General features: G+C 63.4%; 17 protein-coding genes. 5 read left to right on the forward strand and 12 right to left on the reverse strand.

Annotation, left to right across the window (positions count from 1 at the left end; translation table 11 throughout):
* Window positions 1-4 precede the first annotated feature (4 nt).
* Window positions 5-757, reverse strand: a complete 753-nt coding sequence (locus OEG81_RS10705; RefSeq protein WP_264129223.1) for a DUF3348 domain-containing protein — start codon at window positions 755-757, stop codon at window positions 5-7.
* A gap of 203 nt (window positions 758-960) precedes the next feature.
* Here OEG81_RS10705 and OEG81_RS10710 point away from each other — a divergent pair, with 203 nt between their 5' ends.
* The 3 genes from OEG81_RS10710 (at window position 961) to OEG81_RS10720 (ending at window position 5,512) form a co-directional block, all read left to right on the forward strand.
* Window positions 961-4,254 (forward strand): autotransporter domain-containing protein, encoded by a 3,294-nt coding sequence (locus tag OEG81_RS10710; protein ID WP_264129224.1) that lies wholly within the window; start codon window positions 961-963, stop codon window positions 4,252-4,254.
* Between the two features lie 127 nt (window positions 4,255-4,381).
* On the forward strand, window positions 4,382-4,537 hold the full coding sequence (locus tag OEG81_RS10715) for a hypothetical protein (protein WP_264129225.1): 156 nt from the start codon (window positions 4,382-4,384) through the stop codon (window positions 4,535-4,537).
* Between the two features lie 105 nt (window positions 4,538-4,642).
* Window positions 4,643-5,512, forward strand: coding sequence for a DMT family transporter (locus OEG81_RS10720; protein WP_264129226.1), 870 nt, complete (start codon window positions 4,643-4,645; stop codon window positions 5,510-5,512).
* Window positions 5,513-5,958: 446 nt separating this feature from the next.
* On the opposite strand, the gene clpB is transcribed toward OEG81_RS10720, so the two are convergent.
* A complete protein-coding gene (clpB, locus tag OEG81_RS10725; protein WP_264129227.1) occupies window positions 5,959-8,553 on the reverse strand; it encodes an ATP-dependent chaperone ClpB in 2,595 nt (864 codons plus the stop codon).
* 174 nt (window positions 8,554-8,727) lie between these two features.
* Here clpB and OEG81_RS10730 point away from each other — a divergent pair, with 174 nt between their 5' ends.
* Both OEG81_RS10730 and fnr read left to right on the forward strand, forming a co-directional pair.
* The gene (locus OEG81_RS10730; protein WP_264129228.1) at window positions 8,728-9,657 is read left to right on the forward strand and encodes a LysR family transcriptional regulator; all 930 of its coding nucleotides are present in this window, start codon (window positions 8,728-8,730) and stop codon (window positions 9,655-9,657) included.
* Between the two features lie 148 nt (window positions 9,658-9,805).
* Window positions 9,806-10,534: a fumarate/nitrate reduction transcriptional regulator Fnr gene (gene fnr / locus OEG81_RS10735; RefSeq protein ID WP_264129229.1), complete on the forward strand. Its 729-nt coding sequence runs from the start codon at window positions 9,806-9,808 to the stop codon at window positions 10,532-10,534.
* Window positions 10,535-10,559: 25 nt separating this feature from the next.
* Here the strand turns inward: fnr and OEG81_RS10740 are convergent, their stop codons facing one another.
* The 10 genes from OEG81_RS10740 to aceA all read right to left on the reverse strand — a co-directional run bounded on the left by OEG81_RS10740 (window position 10,560) and on the right by aceA (window position 18,662).
* Window positions 10,560-10,814 (reverse strand): hypothetical protein, encoded by a 255-nt coding sequence (locus OEG81_RS10740; RefSeq protein ID WP_264129230.1) that lies wholly within the window; start codon window positions 10,812-10,814, stop codon window positions 10,560-10,562.
* 30 nt (window positions 10,815-10,844) lie between these two features.
* The gene (locus tag OEG81_RS10745) at window positions 10,845-11,081 is read right to left on the reverse strand and encodes a FixH family protein (RefSeq protein ID WP_264129232.1); all 237 of its coding nucleotides are present in this window, start codon (window positions 11,079-11,081) and stop codon (window positions 10,845-10,847) included.
* A 17-nt stretch (window positions 11,082-11,098) separates the two neighbouring features.
* Window positions 11,099-12,598 (reverse strand): cytochrome c oxidase accessory protein CcoG, encoded by a 1,500-nt coding sequence (gene ccoG / locus OEG81_RS10750; RefSeq protein WP_264129234.1) that lies wholly within the window; start codon window positions 12,596-12,598, stop codon window positions 11,099-11,101.
* A gap of 10 nt (window positions 12,599-12,608) precedes the next feature.
* Complete coding sequence (ccoP, locus tag OEG81_RS10755) at window positions 12,609-13,532, reverse strand: cytochrome-c oxidase, cbb3-type subunit III (RefSeq protein WP_264129235.1); 924 nt, start codon at window positions 13,530-13,532, stop codon at window positions 12,609-12,611.
* Entirely contained in the window at window positions 13,525-13,698 is a 174-nt protein-coding gene (locus OEG81_RS10760) for a cbb3-type cytochrome oxidase subunit 3 (protein ID WP_264129236.1), read from the reverse strand. The genes ccoP and OEG81_RS10760 overlap by 8 nt, the downstream gene beginning before the upstream one ends.
* Window positions 13,698-14,354 carry a cytochrome-c oxidase, cbb3-type subunit II gene (ccoO, locus tag OEG81_RS10765; protein ID WP_264129237.1) on the reverse strand — a complete coding sequence of 219 codons (657 nt, stop codon included), beginning with the start codon at window positions 14,352-14,354 and terminating at the stop codon, window positions 13,698-13,700. Before ccoO ends, OEG81_RS10760 begins: the two co-directional genes overlap by 1 nt.
* Window positions 14,355-14,365: 11 nt before the next feature.
* Window positions 14,366-15,868, reverse strand: a complete 1,503-nt coding sequence (gene ccoN / locus OEG81_RS10770) for a cytochrome-c oxidase, cbb3-type subunit I (RefSeq protein WP_264129238.1) — start codon at window positions 15,866-15,868, stop codon at window positions 14,366-14,368.
* Between the two features lie 158 nt (window positions 15,869-16,026).
* The gene (gene ccoS, locus OEG81_RS10775) at window positions 16,027-16,206 is read right to left on the reverse strand and encodes a cbb3-type cytochrome oxidase assembly protein CcoS (RefSeq protein ID WP_264129239.1); all 180 of its coding nucleotides are present in this window, start codon (window positions 16,204-16,206) and stop codon (window positions 16,027-16,029) included.
* Between the two features lie 3 nt (window positions 16,207-16,209).
* Entirely contained in the window at window positions 16,210-17,178 is a 969-nt protein-coding gene (locus OEG81_RS10780) for a hypothetical protein (protein WP_264129240.1), read from the reverse strand.
* Between the two features lie 158 nt (window positions 17,179-17,336).
* Window positions 17,337-18,662 carry an isocitrate lyase gene (aceA, locus tag OEG81_RS10785; protein WP_264129242.1) on the reverse strand — a complete coding sequence of 442 codons (1,326 nt, stop codon included), beginning with the start codon at window positions 18,660-18,662 and terminating at the stop codon, window positions 17,337-17,339.
* Between the last annotated feature and the right edge of the window lie 283 nt (window positions 18,663-18,945).

Here is an 18,945-nt window from a genome sequence, read left to right on the forward strand (position 1 = left end):
TGGGTTAACAGGCACGGAGGGCGGCCAGCAGGCCTTCCACCGCTTGTAAACGAATGTGCAGCTCGGCAAGCAGCACGCTGCGCATATCCTTGTCAAAAACATCCAGCCATGCGCCGCTATCGGCCGCCGGCGAACGCGCTGATGGCGCATCCTGGCTGGGCGCCGCCAGCGCGGTTTGGCGCAGGCGCTCGAAGCGCGCTTCGAGCAAAGCCGGCACGCCGGCCAGCAGGCGGTATTCGCGCTCATTCAAGGCCTGCTCCATGGCGGCATCCACGCCCGCCAGGCCGGCCATTTCCGGCGCCTTGGCAGCCAGCTTCCCGCGCAAGCGGCAGCGCAGGTTGGTGATGCCGGCCTCCATCGCCTGCTGCAAGGAAACGTAGCGCCGGCGATAGGTCGCGAACTCGGCCGCCTCCGCAGCCTTGAGGCCGCCTTGCACAACGGCGGCCCTGGGCGCCCGCTGCCTGAGCACCGGCGGCGCGTTGACACTAGCAATGGCGCGCTGCAACTCAGCCTTGACGCGGTCATAGTCGCTTTGCCCTGCGCAGGCAGCGGGATCCTCCCCGCCCGCCTCGACGGAAGGCGCGGAGCCATTCAGGGCCGCGGCCAGGGCAATGGCGTCGGCCCAATCCAGCCACTGGCCCAGGCGATCCGGAAGCGATGGCCCTGGCTCGAGGATATCGGCCTCGTTCAAGCGGGCAAGCAGGCGAATGAGCGCCGGCCCGCTGGAACTTGTGCGCCGTGGGAGTTCTTGCACCATACCGCCCAGGACAAAAACCTAGGAGTTTACACTGGCGTGCCAGCCCAGATAGACCGGGCCGGGAATCGGATCCGGGTCATCCGCCGCCGGACCTCGTTTGTTCCATCCAACACACGCCAACACAAAACTTTGTTGTAATTTATTTTTACATATAGTTAAAATAAAGTTACACACAGGAAGGTCTAGCGAGGTTTATTGGCAGCATGAAGAAACGGAACACGCTCACTCTGGCCATGGTGTTTGCACTGGCAGCCCAAAACGCCGCAGCCTACGAAAGCCAGCTGGTTCGCCGCCCCGACGGAGAGGCGATCTTCGAATTGCGCTTCTTCAATGTGGGCGACGGTCCATTCATGATCAACGGATCGAATCCTCCTTTTGAATCCACCTGGAACCTGAACGCGGACCAGAAGGATAAGATCATGACCGCCATGCAGTACTGGGCGGAAGTCATCAACCCCGCTCCGGGGCAATTGCCGGCCATCGTCAATATCGGCACGATCGACGGCAACAACGCCTATGGATCCGGCGGCTCCAATGAAGAAGAGCCCGTCTCGCTGACCAATATCCAGGCCGCCCTGCTGAACCAGGAAGTCGACGAGTTGGTCTACGGCTCGCATGCGCAATTCGTGATGGGCAAGCTGAACTGGGACGAGACCGCCTATTTGCCTTCGCAAGTTCCTATGACCGGCAAGTTCGAGTTGATGCCCACCGCGTTGCATGAGCTCGCGCACGGCCTGGGCGTATCCAGCTCCGCTTACGACCGGGACGGCGAAAACACGGACACCCCTTACTTCCAGCCGTCACTGACCACCTGGGACACTCTGTTGCGCGATGACAACGGCAATCCGGCCAGGCCGGGGCAAGCCATACTTTGCGGCCCTTGTGCAAACGACACAAGCGATCCCACCGCTTTCGACGCCCGGCTGGATCGCGCCTACCTGACGGGCAGGCATATCGATGAAGTGCTGGCCGGCAGCATGCCGGGAGTACCGGTCAGCAACCTGGCCCACGGCGGCGTCGATCCCGCCTACATGAGCCATATCGAACTCAAGAACAGCGCGATGAGCCACCAGGACTACCGCAACTACACCAGCTTCATGGAAGCCGAGCTGGCCATCATGCAGGACCTGGGCTACGACATCGACCGGCGCAACTTCTTCGGTTATTCCATCTACAACGACAACCAGACCGTCGTCAACGATCACGGCTACTTCCAGCGCAACGCCCAGGGAACCGCTTACCTGCCCGGCACCTACAACACCGCCATGCTGGGACTGGGCCTGCACGTTTATGGCAGCCACAACACCGTCTATCAACGTGCCGACCTGCTCACCAGGGGGGCGGGCGGAGCCGGCATCCGCGTGGACGGCCGGGACAACACCATCGTCATCCAACCCGGAACCCGCATCCACGCCGACGGCCTGAATGGGCGCGGCCTGGCCTTCGCCTACGGGCGCGACCACAATCTCATCCAGCGCGGCGACGTCCAGGCCCTGGGCGAACTGGGCATCGCCGCCAGTTTCGACTTCGGCAACAATGCGATAGGCAGCGATGTGGAATACCGCGGGTCTTACATACAAGACGTCAATGGCGCACCTATGGCCACCCCGCTGGATGAGCTGAACGGAGCCCTGGTCGACCGCTACGACCTGACCGGACACCTGGCCGGAACCGCGGCGGCCATCTATATTTCGTCCAATGCCCTGGTCAACCAGATCAACGTCATGCGCGGCGCGCAGATCCAGGGCGACATCATCTCGCTCTACAAGCAGGAAGATGAAAATGGCGATCCGCGCCTGACCCGGCTCAGCTTTGGCCAATTGCCGGACACGCTGGGCCGCGCCACCGGCCAGTCCGATGCGGCGTTCTCGCTGCGCTACCAGGGCAATATCCAGGGCCAGAATATCGCCCTCTCCGCACAGGGAGGCCACACTTCGCTGAACGGCGATCACGATCTGCACAGCGTGCGCGTCGATTCCGGCGCCACCCTGGCCGGCAACAGCCGCTATACCCTCCAGGCGGGCCAGCTCTTTGTCAATGACGGCACGGTGTCGCCAGGAAACTCGCTGGGACGCATCGACATCGTCGGCGATTATCAGCAAGGATCCACGGGCACGCTGCAAATGGAGGTCGATGCGCAAGGCGGACATGACATCCTGGCCGTCAGCGGCCATGCCGACCTGGACGGCCGATTGGCCCTGTCGCCGTTGCAGGACTGGTATCCCTCGGATTGGAGCGCAAGCTTCGATCAGCTCGTCCAGGCCAACACGACCGCCGGCGCCTTCAGCACCGTACTTGCCGTATCGTCTTCGCCCACCCTGTCCTTCCAGGCGATCGGGACGGGCGGCGGTTCGTACCAGCTTAGCGCGGCCCGTCCGGCCCAGGCCTACAGCCGCTATGCCCGGGACGCCAACAGCCATGGGGTCGGACTGACCCTGGACCGGATTTCCGGTATCGCGCGGGCCGGCATCCAGCCCTTGTACAAGGCGCTGGACTTCTCCGCCCCCGACGGCAGCGGCATCGCCGCCGCACTGGAACCCTTGTCCGGGGCGGCCTACAGCGCCCTGTTGGCCGGCGGCCTGCAGCGCGAGCGGCAGATCGCCCAGATAGCGGGCGACCAGCAGCCGGCCGGCATTCAGCCCGACAGCCAATGGCGCGCCTACGCCGCAGCCTTCGGGGCCGGCGCATGGCAAAAGCGGCAAGGCGACCAGCTTGCCTATGACGCATCCACTTACGGCGCCGTCTTCGGCACTCGATCCCGGCGCAATGACTGGACCTTGGGCATCTATGGCGCACTGAGTCAGCAGACGGTAAAGCTGCGCGATGAACAGCGCGGCACGGGCCGCTCCAGCGCCCTGCATCTGGGCTTGCAGGCCCGCCACGCGCCGGATCCCCTGGCCGGACCTTACCTGTTCGGACAAGGCCAGATCGGCATCAAAGAAGGAAAAATGGATCGCAACGTAAGCATCGGCCAGTATCAAGGCAGGCACCACGCCGATTGGACCGGCTACAGCGGCGCGCTCAGCCTGGGCGGAGGCTACAACTGGGCGCTCTCGCCCGCCTGGAGCGCCGGGCCCGTCGCCTCCTTGGACTACACCTACCTGCACCGTCCCGGGCTGACCGAATCCGGCAGCGAGGCAAGCCGCCTGACGCTGGAGTCGGCCGGTTTCTCCTCACTGCGCGCCAGCCTGGGCGCGGGAGCCAGCCTGAATCTGCCGCTACGGAACGATGCCATGCTCACGGCGCAGATGCAGGTCGCCTGGGAGCGAGAACTGCTGAACCGGAGCATCAGCCAGCACGCTCACTTCGCCGCTTATCCGGACCAGCCCTTCAGTACCCGCAATACCATCGTGAGTGCCGATGCCCTGGCCATCAGGGGCGCCTTGCACTATGCCGCCACCCCGACGCTAAGCCTGAGCGCCAGCCTGTCCAGCCAATTCCTGCGCGCCGGCTACCGCTCGCTTACCGGCAACCTTGCCCTGAACTGGAAGTTCTGATCGACATATGGTCGCGGCGCAAAGCACAGCTGGCTCACAGGGCATGAGGCATGCTATATTTTTTGCAAGCGGCCTCCGCCCGATCGGACAGCGCCCTATACCCAAATCCGCATAGCAAGAAATCCGCATGACATCGTTTGCCCACTGCAAATCGCCCGCCTTGACCGCGCACCACGCGGCGGACGGTGCGCGTGCCGCAAACCCGCCCCCCTCTTCCGTCGCACCTCCGGCGAACATCGCCGCGGCAAGCCTGCATCCGCCGCGCGCCATCGCCCAGGGCTGATTCACAGCCCGCCACCCGGCCCCGTCCTCCATGCTTGACTTCGGCTGACGCCGTTGCGTCAGCCGGGCGGACGGGCCTGCTTCCCATTCGACGGTTGAGTTCAACATGACCACAAAATCCCCCGCATGGTCCGCCTATGCCGCCATGTCCATTTTCGTGCTGCTCTGGGGCAGCGCGGCCATCTTCACCCGCTGGGGCCTGGACCACGGCTCCGTCTTTGCACTGCTTATCCTGCGCTTCGCGCTGGCATTGGGTGCGCTCCTGCTGATCGGGCTGCCCGGCAGGCGCTGGCTGCCGGCCCCGGGAACACGCCGCCAAGTCGCCGCGACGGGACTGCTGCTGATAGGCAGCTACTCCGTCTGCTATTTCCAGGCCATGGCGCATGGCATCACCCCCGGCCTGCTGGCCACCCTGCTGGGCGTCCAGCCCATTCTTACCCTCTTGCTGACCGAGAGGCGTTATTCCCCCTGGCGGCTCGCCGGCCTGCTGCTGGCCCTGTCCGGCCTGACGCTGGTGGTTTACCAGAGCCTGGCCCGCGCGCATTTCTCGGGACTGGGCATGGCTTTTGCGCTGGCGGCCCTGCTATCCATGACCCTGGGCGCCATGCTGCAAAAGCGCAGCCGGCAGGCGCCCGCGCAGGTGCTGCCATTGCAATACGCCGCGACCCTTGGCCTGTGCCTGCTCCTGGCCCCCTTCCAGCCCTTCCATGTCGAGTGGACCGCGGGCTTCCTGATCTCCCTGCTCTGGCTGGGCCTGCTGATTTCCGTGGCGGCCCAATTGCTGCTGTACCGGATGATACGCAGCGGCAACCTGGTCAACGTCACCAGCCTGTTCTACCTGGTGCCGGTGGTCACCGCCATCCTGGACTACCTGATCCTGGGCAACGCAATGCCGCCATTGGCCCTGGCGGGCCTGGCGGCGATACTGGCCGGCCTGGCCCTGGCATTCCGGCAAACGGCGGCGAATGCCAACTGACAATCCCTCCGCCATCAATCTATAGCGCCTTGGCTATCGACCGCTTCCAACTAGGGCATCAAGCCGGCTATTGCGCTCGCCCACTCATCACCGACGCAGCCGGTGGCCGGGGGTGGGGCCCGGCCGGCGGTCAGGCAGGCGCCGCGGGCTTCCGAAGGGAAGCCGGGGGCTTTCGGCGGGCGCTGTCTGACCGGAGCGGCACGCAGTGCCGCGCAGGGAGTTCGCCCGCCACCCGGCTGGACGAGGAAGGCGCGGGTAGTCCGGCCAAGGGCCGGACCGCCAGCCGTGCCGGCAGGGCCCCACCCCCGGCCGCCGGCGCCGCAAGAATAAATAAACCGGTAGCGTTAAATAGCCCGCCATCAGGCAAGAAACCAATAACGCCCGCCAACAAAAAAAGCATGGCCGAACCTCGGTCCGGCCATGCTTTCCTACCGCAACGACACAAATTACTGCAGCGTCCGTGAGAACACGAACTTGTCGCCCTGCCAATCCACAGGCACCACGTCCTTCGGACCGAACTTGCCCTCCAGGATCAGGCGCGCGATCGGATTCTCGATATGCTGCTGGATCGCCCGCTTCAAGGGACGCGCCCCGAAGACTGGATCGAAGCCCGCGCGCGCCAGCTGCGCCAGAGCCGCATCCGACACTTCCAGGCGCATCTCCTTCTGCGCCAGCCGCTGCCCCAGCCGCTGAAGCTGGATCCGCGCAATCGACTCGATGTGCTTGGCTTCCAAGCCATGGAATACCACCACCTCGTCGATCCGGTTCAGGAACTCGGGCCGGAACGACTGCTTCAGCTCGTCCCAGATCACCTCCTTCACCACCTCGTACGGCTGCCCCGCCATGCTCTGGATATGCTGCGACCCCAGGTTCGACGTCATGATGATCACCGTATTCCGGAAATCCACCGTGCGCCCCTGGCCGTCGGTCAGCCGGCCATCGTCCAGCACCTGCAACAGCACATTGAACACGTCCGGGTGCGCCTTCTCGACCTCGTCGAGCAGCACCACGCTGTAGGGCTTGCGCCGCACCGCCTCGGTCAGGTAGCCGCCCTCCTCATAGCCGACATAGCCCGGGGGCGCCCCGATCAAGCGGGCCACCGAATGCTTCTCCATGAATTCGCTCATGTCGATGCGTATCATGTGGTCGTCCGAATCGAACAGGAAGCTGGCCAGCGCCTTGGTCAATTCCGTCTTGCCCACCCCGGTCGGTCCCAGGAACAGGAAAGAGCCATAGGGCCGGGACGGATCCGACAGCCCGGCGCGGGAACGGCGTATCGCGTCGGCCACCAGGCTGACGGCCTCGTTCTGGCCCACCACCCGCTCGTGCAGGAAATCCTCCATCTTCAGCAGCTTGTCGCGCTCGCCCTGCATCATCTTGGCCACGGGTATGCCGGTCGCCCGCGATACGACTTCCGCGATTTCCTCGGCTCCCACCTGCGTGCGCAAAAGGCGGGGATGCTCCGACGCGCCGGCTTCCTGCTGGCCCGCCTCGGCGGCCTGCAAACGGCCTTCCAGCTCGGGCAGCTTGCCGTACTGCAGCTCGGCCAGCTTGTCGAACTGGCCCTTGCGCTGCAGCTCGGCCATCTCGGCGCGCGTGCGTTCGATCTCCTCTTTGATCGCCTGCGAGCCCTGCACCGCGGCCTTCTCGGCCTTCCAGATTTCCTCGAAGTCGTTGTACTCGCGCTGCAGCTTCAGGAGCTCGTCTTCGATGGCCTTCAGCCGGCGCTGCGAACCTTCATCCGTATCCTTGTTGACCGCTTCGCGCTCGATCTTCAATTGGATGATGCGGCGATCCAGCTTGTCCATGACCTCGGGCTTGGAATCGATTTCCATGCGGATGCGGGCCGCCGCCTCGTCGATCAGGTCGATGGCCTTGTCGGGCAGGAAGCGGTCGGTGATGTAGCGGTTGGAGAGCTCGGCCGCCGCCACGATGGCCGGATCGGTAATGGCTACGCCATGGTGCAGTTCATAGCGCTCCTGAAGGCCGCGCAGGATGGCAATGGTGGATTCGACATCGGGCTCGTTGATGAAGACCTTCTGGAAGCGGCGTTCCAGCGCGGCATCCTTCTCGATGTACTTGCGGTATTCGTCCAGCGTGGTCGCGCCTATGCAATGCAGTTCGCCGCGCGACAGGGCGGGCTTGAGCATGTTGCCGGCGTCCATCGCGCCCTCGGCCTTGCCCGCGCCGACCATGGTGTGCAATTCATCGATGAAGACGATGGTCTGCCCGTCGTCCTGGGAAAGCTCCTTCAGGACCGCCTTCAGCCGCTCTTCGAATTCGCCCCGATACTTGGCGCCGGCCAGCAAGGCCGCCATGTCCAGGGACAATACCCGCTTGCCCTTCAGGGTCTCGGGCACCTCGTTGTTGACGATGCGCTGCGCCAGCCCTTCGACGATGGCCGTCTTGCCCACGCCCGGCTCGCCGATGAGCACAGGGTTGTTCTTGGTGCGTCGCTGCAATATCTGTATGGAACGGCGGATTTCGTCGTCGCGGCCGATCACCGGGTCCAGCTTGCCCTGGCGGGCGCGCTCGGTCAGGTCGGTGGTGTACTTGGACAAGGCCTCGCGGTTGGATTCGCCTTCGGAGTCGGATACCGACGCGCCGCCGCGCACCGCCTCGATGGCGGCTTCCAGCGCCTTGCGCTGCAGGCCCGACTCGCGCAGGAGCCGGCCGGTTTCGCCCTTGTCGTCGGACATGGCCAGCAGGAAGAGTTCGCTGGCAATATAGGTATCGCCCCGGTTCGAGGCCTCTTTGTCGGTGCGCGCCAGCGCCGCCTGCAAATCGCGGCTGGCCTGGATATTGCCCTCGGCGCCCTGCACCTGGGGGAAGCTTTCGATCTGCGTGTTCAAGGCCGGCCCCAGGCGGTTGGCCGCCACGCCGGCGCGCGCCAGCAGGCTGGCCGCACCGCTGTCCGTATCGGCCAGCAGGGCCGCCAGGACGTGGGCCGGCTCGATATACTGATTATCGTGCTTCACGGCCAGGCTTTGCGCGTCGGCAAGGGCCTGCTGGAACTTCGTCGTCAATTTATCGTATCGCATAATATGGTTTTCACTGAAATGGGAGAGCATGTGCTCGAATAGTGAATATGTGCGGCCGGAACAGGCATTTTCAAGGGCGTTTGCGGCCGCCGCGGACCGAAGGCGTTCCCCATGCTGATACTATTGCACTTGGCCCGGCCCCGCACTGACTGGCCGCCTACCTGACACGCCAGCATGGACAAATTCAAACAACTCGAAAGCTTCGTGGCCGTTGCGACACTGGGCAGCCTGTCGGCCGCCGCCCGGGCCGAAGGCATCGCCCCGGCAATGATGGGCCGGCGCATCAGCTCGCTTGAAGCGCGCCTGGGCATCAAGCTTCTGGCGCGCTCCACCCGCCGCCTGTCCCTGACCTCGGAAGGCGCCGAACTGTTCGAAGAGGCGCAGCGCATCCTGCGCGAACTGAATGACGCTGAATCGCGCATTTCACAGGGCAGCATACGGCCCAGCGGGCATTTGCGCGTCAGCGCGCCGGCGGGCTTCGGGCGGCGCCACGTGGCGCCGCTGATACCCGAGTTCGTCGCCGCCTACCCCGAGGTCACCGTCACCCTCGACCTCAGCGACCGCCTGGTCGATCTCATCGAAGAACGCTACGACTGCGCCATCCGCCTGGGCGAACTGGACGATTCCCAGATCGTCGGATTGCGCCTGGCCGACAACAAACGCGTCATCGTCGCCGCTCCGTCCTACCTGCAGGAATACGGCCGCCCCAATACGCCCGACGATCTGGCGCAGCACAACTGCCTGTCTTTCGGCAACCAGGGCAATCAGGCCCGGGGGTGGCTGCTCAGGCAGGACGGGGAACTGCGCGCCGTGCGCGTCAAGGGCAATATGGCCTGCAGCGACGGATCGGTGCTGCATCAGTGGACGCTGGCCGGCATCGGGCTGGCCTGGCGTTCTTTGTGGGAAGTCCAGGAGGACCTGGCCGAGGGGCGCCTGATCAGCGTGCTGGACGACTACGCGGCCCCGGCCAACGGCATTTTCGCCATGCTGCCCGAACGCAAGCACCTGCCCCTGCGTGTACGCCTGTTCATCGACATGGTCAAGGCGCGCTATGCATCGCCCGCCTACTGGAATCCCACTGGCGAAAAAACCACACTCAGGTGACAAGCAAGGGATTAAAAGCCCGCTACCGTATACTTGATGCATGTCATGGCAAGGGATGCGCCAGTCTCCCTGACTGAAAGCTTACAATGAAGCATACGGCCCTTAGCTGGCCGCCGAACCTTACTTCCTCGCCCACGAGGACGATTGAATGCAGAAAAAAATTCCTGTTACTCCCAATTCGACGCGCTGTTCCACTTGCATGCTCAGCGAAATATGCCTGCCGCTGGGCATGCCGCGCAATGATGTCGCCAAGCTGGATGAATTGGTCAAGGAACGCATCCGCATCCCCAAGGGGAGTGCCCTGTTCCGCCTGGGCGACAAGACCGAAGCGGTGTACGGCATCCGGTCGGGCTCCCTGAAGACCCAGCTGGAGGATTCCTCCGGCCAGGTGCAGATCACCGGCTTCCTGCTGCCCGGCGAGATCCTGGGCATGGACGGCCTGCTGGACAACACCCATGTATCCCACGCCATCGCGCTGGAAGATACCGAAGTCTGTGTCATACGCATAGACGAAATGGACCAGCTGTCGCAGCATCTTCCAGTGCTGCAGCAACAGTTCCGGCGGCTCATGAGCAAGGAAATCAGCCGTTCGCACCATCTGATCATGGCCCTGGGCGCCCTGCGGTCCGAGCAAAGGCTGGCCGCCTTCCTGGTGAACCTGTCGCAAAGGCTGGTTGTGCTGGGCTATTCGGCCAGTGAATTCATCCTGCGCATGAGCCGCGAGGAAATCGGCAACTACCTGGGCCTGACCCTGGAGACCGTCAGCCGTCTGTTTTCCCGCTTTGCGCGGGAGGGGCTGATCCGGGTCCAGCAACGCGAGGTCCACATCCTGGACATGCGCAATCTGCAGGCGCTGGCCGGCACCGACTGCGGCTGAGGGCCGCCCCGCCGCTACGCGGCGGTTATTGCTCTATGGGATCGCCGAACTCGTCGACCAGCTGGCCGCGAGGCGCCAGGTGCAGGCTCAGGGCGCTGGACAAGGCGGCCATCAGCCAGAAAAGAAAGAATCCCCCCGCATACACTTGCTGGCGAGTAGCTTCCATATAGCCGAAAAAGGCGATATCCAGGGGATCGACCATGGCGAATACCGCTGCACTGGTGGCCGCGCCCACCAGGAACGAAGGCCATAAAATCCACATCAATGAACGCCACCGCATAAAGGTCTCCCGTCGTATTCTTTTGCTTGCCTAAGGTTTTGAAGGCGGCGGAGTCTGGGTTTGCTTGCTGACGACCAGGCCGCGCTTGACGCCCCCGTCGGTAATGGCCTGATCCCCAAAATTCTGCACCGCCAGCACAATGGTAATGATACAGCCAACGACGGCCGCCGCCGGGCCGGCCATGAGTATCCATGGCCAGGGCTCCCGCCACCAGGGCTTGCTGCTGTTTTCGGGCCCATTCGCGCCAGTGGGTTGGGTGTCGGACATGGTGCTGCCTCCTGGAATCATTTTGGCACAAAAAAGCTGGAACGCTCGACGACGGTCGTTTCGCCTTCCTCGCCATAGCTGCCCACCACGGTGAGCTCGATATCGTGCAGGCCCGCGTCGACCTTGCCGGCCGGCGCCCGTACCACGATGGGCACCAGCCGGTTCGACGCCGGATCGACGTGGACTGTGGTCGCGCCATGGTCGGCCGTCATGATGGACAGCTCGGGCAGACCGCTGGCGCCCAGGGTCAGCTCGACCGGCGACTCGGACGTGTTGATGAACTGCAGGCGATAAACGTTCTCTATCATGCCGCCCGCCACTTCGCGGCCCAGTACGCCCCGGTCGCGGATGACGTCCATGCGCAGGTTCGTGCGCGTGGCCAGCGACACCACGAAGCCAATGACGATCAACCCCAATATGAAGGAGTAAGCCAGCACCCGCGGCCGCAGCATGCGCTTGCGGACCTGGCTTTGCGTCATGCCGTCGGCGATGGCGCGCCCGGAGGTATATCGGATCAGGCCTTTGGGATAATCCATTTTTTCCATGACCTGATCACAGGCGTCGACACAGGCGCCGCAGCCTATGCACATGTATTGCAGGCCGTCGCGGATGTCGATGCCGGTGGGGCAAACCTGCACGCACAGGCTGCAATCGACGCAGTCGCCCATGCCGGCTTCCTTGTGGTCGATGCGGCGCGAGCGTCCGCCCCTGGGCTCACCGCGCACATGGTCGTAGGTCACCACGAAGGTGTCGTCGTCGACCATCACGCTCTGGAAGCGCGCATAGGGGCACATGTATTTGCAGACGGCTTCACGCATGAAGCCCGCGTTGCCCCAGGTCGCGAAGGCGTAGAACACCATCCAGAACCACTGCCACGGCCCCAGGGACAGGGTCAGCAGGCCCATGCCCAGTTCGCGTATGGGCGCGAAATAGCCGATGAAGGTGGAGCCCGTCCACCAGGCGATCAGCAGCCAGACGATGTGCTTGGATGCCTTCAGGCGTATCTTGCGCCATGTCCAGGGTTGCTCGTCCAGGCGGATGCGCGCCAGCCGGTCGCCCTCGATGCGCCGCTCGACCCACATGAAGATTTCGGTATAGACCGTTTGCGGACAGGCATAGCCGCAGAACAGGCGCCCCGCCATCGCGGTGAACAGGAACAGGGCGAAGGCCGAAACCACCAGCAGGACGGCCAGGTAGATGACGTCCTGCGGCCACAGCACCATGCCGAAGATGTAGAACTTGCGCGCGGCCAGATCGAACAATACGGCCTGGCGGCCGTTCCATTGCAGCCAGGGCAGTCCGTAGAAGATCAATTGCGTCACGAACACCATGACGATGCGCCAGCGCGCGAAGATGCCCGACACCGAGCGCGGGTAGATCTTGCTGCGCACGTCGGACAGCGCCTTCTCGACCTGCGGAGAAGCGCCACCCCCGACCCTGGATACGCGGGGCGGCTGCCAGGCGGGCGCCGCCGCGGATGTTTGCGTGGTCGGATTGACGGGTGGTTCGCTGCTCATGTGTGGCCTTTTATTTCGCTGCTGTGCTGGTTCCCTGATTGGACAAGCCCCATACCCATGCGGTAAGCATGCGGATCTGGTCCTCGGTCAGAATGCCTTCCTGCGCCGGCATGCGGTTCTCGCGTCCGTTCAGGATGGTGTCCACGATGGACGCCTCGGAGCTGCCATAGAGCCAGACATTGTCGGTCAGGTTCGGCGCACCCAGGGCGGTGTTGCCCTTGCCTTCGACGCCGTGGCAGGCGACACAGAAGGTCTCGAAGCCGCGCTTGCCCGGCACGACGCGCAGCGGATCGCTGGCCAGGCCCGACAGGGAACGCACGTATTGGGCGATGTCGGCGGCCTCGGCCGGCTTGATGGACGACTTCCAGGCGGGCATCATGCCGTGCCGGCCCTTGGTGATGGTTTGCAGGATCTGTTCGGGCGCGCCGCCGTACAGCCAGTCGCCATCGGCCAGGTTGGGGAAGTTGCCGCTGCCCCGGGCATCCGAACCATGGCATTGCGCACAGTTGTTCAGGAACAGCCGCTGCCCGATTTCGCGGGCCTGCTCGTCGTGGGCCACCTCGGTGATCGGCATTTCCTTGTAGCGGGCGTATACCGGCCGGATCTGCTCGTTCATGGCCTCTTGCTGCGCCTTGACCTGCCTGGCCGCGGTATAGCCCAGAGTGCCCTCGTAGCTGCCCAGGCCGGGATACAGGAACAGCATGCCCAGGGCAATGACGCACAGCCCTATGTAGAACACCGTCCACCATCGCGGCACCGGCGTGTTCAGCTCGGTCAGGTCGCCGTCCCAGACGTGTCCGGTGTCCTCGACCTGAGGCACGGTCTTCTTCAGCCAGGCGCGCTGGGTGAACAGCAGCCAAAGGCAAAAGACGATCCCGCCGATGGCGATGATGGCGATGAAGTAGCTCCAGAAGCTACTGACGAAGTCACTCATGCGAGCCCCCTGCATTTTTATCCGTCGAGCGTTCATCGGGCATGGCGAAAGGCAGCAGCGATGCTTCCCGGTTCGCGTCGGCCCGGCCGCGTGAGTAAGCCCACCATACGATGCCCAGGAAGGTCAGCATGGCGATGATTGTTGCAATTCCATTGACGATAGCCATTACAGCGCTCCTTCGGAAACCGCCTTGGCGGCCGCCTCGCGGCCGGCCACGCCCAGGCCCTGCAGATACGCCACCAGGGCGTCCTCTTCGGTCTTGCCCTTCAACTGCTCGGGCGCCTTCTGGATCTGCTCGTCGGTATAGGGCACGCCCAGCTTGCGCAGCGCGCGCATGCGGTCCTGGACGTTCTCCTGATCGACCCGATTGTGCTGCAGCCAGGGATAGGCGGGCATGTTGGACTCTTTCACCACGTCACGCGGATTGCGCAGGTGCACGCGGTGCCAGTCGTCGGAATAGCGCTGGCCGACCCGCGCCAGGTCGGGGCCGGTGCGCTTGGAACCCCACAGGAAGGGGTAGTCGTAGGTGGATTCGCCGGCCAGCGAATAAGGGCCGTAGCGCAGCACCTCGGAGCTGAGCATGCGGATCTGCTGCGAATGGCAGCCCACGCATCCCTCGCGTATGTAGACGTCACGGCCGATGAGGTTGAGCGGCTCGTAGGGCTGCACGCCCGGGGCCGGCGCCGTGGTCGAATGCTGGAAGAACAAGGGGACGATCTGCACCAGACCCGCGAAGGAGATCACCACGATGCTCAGGATGATCAGCAGGCCGACGTTGGTTTCGATCAGCTTGTGGGAAAAACCGGCGGTTTTCTTGGACATGCGGGTTCTCCTCAAGCCATGCCCGTCGTCGCCGCCGTGGCGGACGCGGGGCCGAGCAGCGCGGGATCGACCGGATCCGGACTGCGTTTATAGACGACGGGATTCACTTTGGGCTGCCCCTTGACGGTGATCCAGGTATTCCAGGCCATCACGCCCATGCCCGACAGGAAGCACAGGCCACCGAGCAAGCGGATGACATAGAAGGGATAGGTGGCCTTGACCGCCTCGACGAAGCTGTAGGTCAAGGTGCCGTCGGCGCCGGTGGCGCGCCACATCAGGCCCTGCATGACGCCGGCGATCCACATCGAGCTGATGTACAGGACCACGCCCAGCGTCGCCATCCAGAAGTGCAGCTCGACCAGCTTCATGCTGGCCATGGCGCTGCGCCCGTAAAGGCGGGGAATCATGTAGTAGAAGGATCCGAAGGTGATCATGGCGACCCAGCCCAGCGCGCCCGAATGCACGTGGCCCACCGTCCAGTCGGTGTAATGCGACAAGGCATTGACGGTGCGGATGGACATCATCGAGCCCTCGAAGGTGGACATGCCGTAGAAGGACAGGGCCACGACCAGGAATTTCAGGATGGGGTCGGTGCGCAGCTTGTGCCAGGCGCCCGACAGAGTCATGATGCCGTTGATCATGCCGCCCCAGGAAGGCGCCAGCAGGATGAGCGACAGGGCCATCCCCAGCGACTGCGTCCAGTCGGGCAAGGAGGTATACAGCAGGTGATGGGGGCCCGCCCACATATAGGTGAAGGCCAGCGCCCAGAAGTGCACGATGGACAGGCGGTACGAGTAAATGGGGCGTTCGGCCTGCTTGGGCACGAAGTAGTACATCATGCCCAGGAAGCTGGTGGTCAGGAAGAAGCCCACGGCGTTATGGCCGTACCACCACTGCACCATGGCGTCCTGCACGCCGCCATAGATGGAATACGACTTCCACCATGAAACCGGCATTTCAAGATTATTGAAAATATGCAGGACGGCGATGGTCAGGATGTAGGACCCGAAGAACCAGTTCGCCACGTAGATGTGCCGGACCCGGCGCTTGGCGATGGTGCCGAAGAACACCACGGCGTAGGTGATCCAGACCAGGGCGATCAGGATGTCCAGCGGCCATTCGAGTTCGGCGTATTCCTTGGTGCTGGTGAAGCCCATGGGCAGGGTGATGACCGCCCCCACCAATACGGCCTGCCATCCCCAGAAGGTGAAGGCGGCCAGCTTGTCGCTGAACAGCCGCACCTGACAGGTGCGCTGCACCACGTAGTAGGACGTGGCGAACAAGGCACTGCCGCCGAAGGCGAAGATCACCCCGTTCGTATGCAATGGGCGCAGACGGCCGTAGCTGAGCCACGGCGTGTTGAAATTGAGTTCCGGCCAGATGAGTTGCGCCGCGATCAGTACCCCGACCGCCATGCCGACCACCCCCCAGACTATGGTGGCAATCGTGAATTGCCTGACGACACCATAGTTGAAGGTTTCAGCCTGATTTCCGATAGCATCGGAAGTGCCCATGAGCTTCCCCTAAACAAATAAACAATATGAGACGCCAGCATGATGGCGCAACGAGCCCAAGCCCTCTTTGATCTGCATCAAGATGGACCCAGTCGTCTTGCCGCTGACGTTTCCGCACCACACTTTGGATAACATTCCTACCGACACACCGATTCCAGCTAGGTGTTCTTTTCGCCCGCCCGCTGACCTTCGGGACTGTCGTCGTCCAGGAGGATGGCTTGCGCCGCCTCGTTGGCATCGTCGAACTGGCCGGCAAAAATGGCCCACCAGAAAGCGGCCCCGATGGCGATCACCGCCAGAAGCGAGATCGGCAGCAGCAGAAACAGAGAGGCTTCCACGGTTCAGCCTTCCATGGCCGCGCCCTGCCAGGCGACGGTCGGCGCCTGGCGGGTCTGCCGCCGGAACAGGCGCCAGGAGTTTGCCGCCACCGCCAGCGAGGACAGCAGCATGCTGATGGCCGCCAGCCAGGGGGCCACCCACCCCGCCGCGGCCAGGGGCACCATCAAAAGATGCCAGGCCACGGAGCCGTACAGGTTCTGCCGCGCAACCCGTCCCGCCGCCTGGATCAGGCGCAGCACCTCGTCCTCGCTGCGGGCGGGTACGGCGGAAAGGCCGGCATGCGCCGCGGCCACGGCCGTGGGTACGGACATCGCCATGGCGCAAGGGCAGCTCATGACCAGCAGGGCCACCATGACGCCAATGGCGTGCTGGGGCGCATACACATACCAGGCCGCGCCGACAATGAAGGCCAGGGCCACCTGCACGGCCACGAACCAGAAAGCCAATTGATTGGCGCGGCCGGACACCGCGGCGCTGAACTGTTCAATCAGGCGATGGGCTTCGCCCCCGTCCACCGATTGGCGCGCGCAAAGCTCCAGATAGCGGGCCGTCAGCAGAAAAGCCACGAACATCGTGACGGAATCGAAATAGATCTCGCCGTGGCCCGTCCAGGTGGCGTGGGCGCTGGGAATGAAGGCGGCGACGATGCCCAGGGCGACCGGAACATCCATGCCGACGCGTCCGCGCAGCAGTTGGCGGCTTGCGCCGCCCCACACCGGCCAGGCGCAATACAGCATGACGGGAACCGTCAGCACCAGGCTGATCCAGTTCATCATGAATATGGCCTGGTCGAGCAATTGCAGATTGTCCGGCGCCATGCTTTCAGAGCGCAGATAGCCCGGAAAGGCGAACATCATCACCTGCATCATGGCCAGCCATCCCAGGCCCAGGCGGGCAAGCATATGGCGGCGCTTTTGCCGATCATCGCCGGAAAGGCCGTTGGGGGTGGAGAAAATGGAAAAGGCGCGCATGGAGGGAGACTATACCAAAACCAGAATCTACAATATTGATATTAATCAAGTTTTGCTCCCGCCCTCCATGCATTGCGGCGCTCGAAGGCGCCGCAAAAGGCCAGGAACCCACGGCCGGCCGAGCCCCCTACCCGGACCCGCCATGGGCAAGGCGGCGGTCAGGCCACCTTCAGGCCCTCTCCGGAAGCAGACTCGAACTGCGCTTCCTCAGTCGATCCCGCAAGCGCGGTGGTCGAGGACTGGCCGCCCTCGATGGCTTGCGTCACGGCATCGAAGTAGCCCGTGCCCACCTCGCGCTGATGCTTCACGGCGGTGAATCCGATATCGGCCGCGGCGAACTCCTTTTGCTGCAGCTCCACGAAAGCGCTCATCTGGCGGCGGGCGTAGCCATGGGCCAGCTCGAACATGCCGTAGTTCAGGGCATGAAAACCCGCCAGGGTGATGAACTGGAACTTGTAGCCCATGGCGCCCAGTTCGCGCTGGAACTTCGCGACCGTGGCATCGTCCAGGTTCTTCTTCCAGTTGAAGGACGGCGAGCAGTTATAGGCCAGCATCTTGCCCGGGAAGCGGCTATGGATCGCCTCGGCGAATTGACGGGCGTACTCCAGGTTGGGCGTGGAGGTTTCGCACCACAGCAGATCGGCGTAAGGCGCGTAGGCCAGGCCGCGCGAAATGCCCTGCTCAATGCCGGCGCGCGTGCGGAAGAAGCCTTCGGCGGTACGCTCGCCGGTGATGAAGGGACGGTCGTTATCGTCGATATCGCTGGTAAGCAGGTCGGCCGCGTCGGCATCCGTGCGGGCCAGCAGCAGCGTGGGCACATTGAGCACGTCGGCGGCCAGGCGGGCCGACACCAGCTTGGCGACGGCGTCGCGGGTAGGCACAAGCACCTTGCCGCCCATATGGCCGCATTTCTTGACCGACGCGAGCTGGTCTTCGAAATGCACCCCGGCCGCGCCCGCCTCTATCATGGCCTTCATCAGTTCAAAGGCGTTCAGCACGCCGCCGAAGCCCGCCTCGGCGTCGGCCACGATGGGCGCGTAGTAATCCAGGTAATCCGGGTCGCCGGGATTCTTTCCTTCCATCCACTGGATCTGATCGCAGCGTGTCAGCGCATTATTGATGCGGCGCACGACCTGCGGAACCGAATTGGCGGGATACAGGGATTGGTCGGGATACATCTCGCCCGCGCCATTGGCGTCGCCCGCCACCTGCCAGCCAGACAGGTAGATGGCCTTCAGCCCCGCCTTGACCTGCTGCATGGCCTGGTTGCCGGTCAGGGCGCCCAGGGAATTGACGAAAGGCTCGGTATGCAGCAGGTCCCACAGTTTCCGGGCGCCGCGGCGGGCCAGGGTATGTTCGACCGGCACCGAACCCCGCAGACGGACAACGTCTTCGGCGCCGTAGCCGCGTTTGATGCCTTGCCAGCGCGGATCCTCGGCCCAGGTTTTCTGCAGGTCGCGTATTTCATTTTCCCGTGTAGTCATGGTGCTTTCCTTTTGATGGTAGAAAAAGATGAAATCGATGGGAAAAGTCTACGCGCTTGTTGCGGGGCAAACCTCACTTATGTCTTATATAAGACAAAAAATATTATTCAACAAAAACAAATACTTGTATTTTTTATTTCTTTATGTGGAATGATATTTTTCGCTATGAAACCATGGATAGTGCATCGCAGCATTTGCTTTTCATAATCCGGTAACAGTCTTTCACCATATGGGAACAGCAGCATCCAGAGGTACAATAGACGGTACGCCTCAACCCCGGCGC

It is taken from the genome of Pollutimonas sp. M17 (assembly GCF_025836975.1).
Classification (GTDB): Bacteria; Pseudomonadota; Gammaproteobacteria; order Burkholderiales; family Burkholderiaceae_B.

Coding starts and splice junctions, on each gene's coding strand:
- OEG81_RS10705 (WP_264129223.1), bottom strand. CDS start 757: ATGGTGCAAGAACTCCCACGGCGCACAAGTTCCAGCGGGCCGGCGCTC.
- OEG81_RS10710 (WP_264129224.1), top strand. CDS start 961: ATGAAGAAACGGAACACGCTCACTCTGGCCATGGTGTTTGCACTGGCA.
- OEG81_RS10715 (WP_264129225.1), top strand. CDS start 4,382: ATGACATCGTTTGCCCACTGCAAATCGCCCGCCTTGACCGCGCACCAC.
- OEG81_RS10720 (WP_264129226.1), top strand. CDS start 4,643: ATGACCACAAAATCCCCCGCATGGTCCGCCTATGCCGCCATGTCCATT.
- clpB (WP_264129227.1), bottom strand. CDS start 8,553: ATGCGATACGATAAATTGACGACGAAGTTCCAGCAGGCCCTTGCCGAC.
- OEG81_RS10730 (WP_264129228.1), top strand. CDS start 8,728: ATGGACAAATTCAAACAACTCGAAAGCTTCGTGGCCGTTGCGACACTG.
- fnr (WP_264129229.1), top strand. CDS start 9,806: ATGCAGAAAAAAATTCCTGTTACTCCCAATTCGACGCGCTGTTCCACT.
- OEG81_RS10740 (WP_264129230.1), bottom strand. CDS start 10,814: ATGCGGTGGCGTTCATTGATGTGGATTTTATGGCCTTCGTTCCTGGTG.
- OEG81_RS10745 (WP_264129232.1), bottom strand. CDS start 11,081: ATGTCCGACACCCAACCCACTGGCGCGAATGGGCCCGAAAACAGCAGC.
- ccoG (WP_264129234.1), bottom strand. CDS start 12,598: ATGAGCAGCGAACCACCCGTCAATCCGACCACGCAAACATCCGCGGCG.
- ccoP (WP_264129235.1), bottom strand. CDS start 13,532: ATGAGTGACTTCGTCAGTAGCTTCTGGAGCTACTTCATCGCCATCATC.
- OEG81_RS10760 (WP_264129236.1), bottom strand. CDS start 13,698: ATGGCTATCGTCAATGGAATTGCAACAATCATCGCCATGCTGACCTTC.
- ccoO (WP_264129237.1), bottom strand. CDS start 14,354: ATGTCCAAGAAAACCGCCGGTTTTTCCCACAAGCTGATCGAAACCAAC.
- ccoN (WP_264129238.1), bottom strand. CDS start 15,868: ATGGGCACTTCCGATGCTATCGGAAATCAGGCTGAAACCTTCAACTAT.
- OEG81_RS10780 (WP_264129240.1), bottom strand. CDS start 17,178: ATGCGCGCCTTTTCCATTTTCTCCACCCCCAACGGCCTTTCCGGCGAT.
- aceA (WP_264129242.1), bottom strand. CDS start 18,662: ATGACTACACGGGAAAATGAAATACGCGACCTGCAGAAAACCTGGGCC.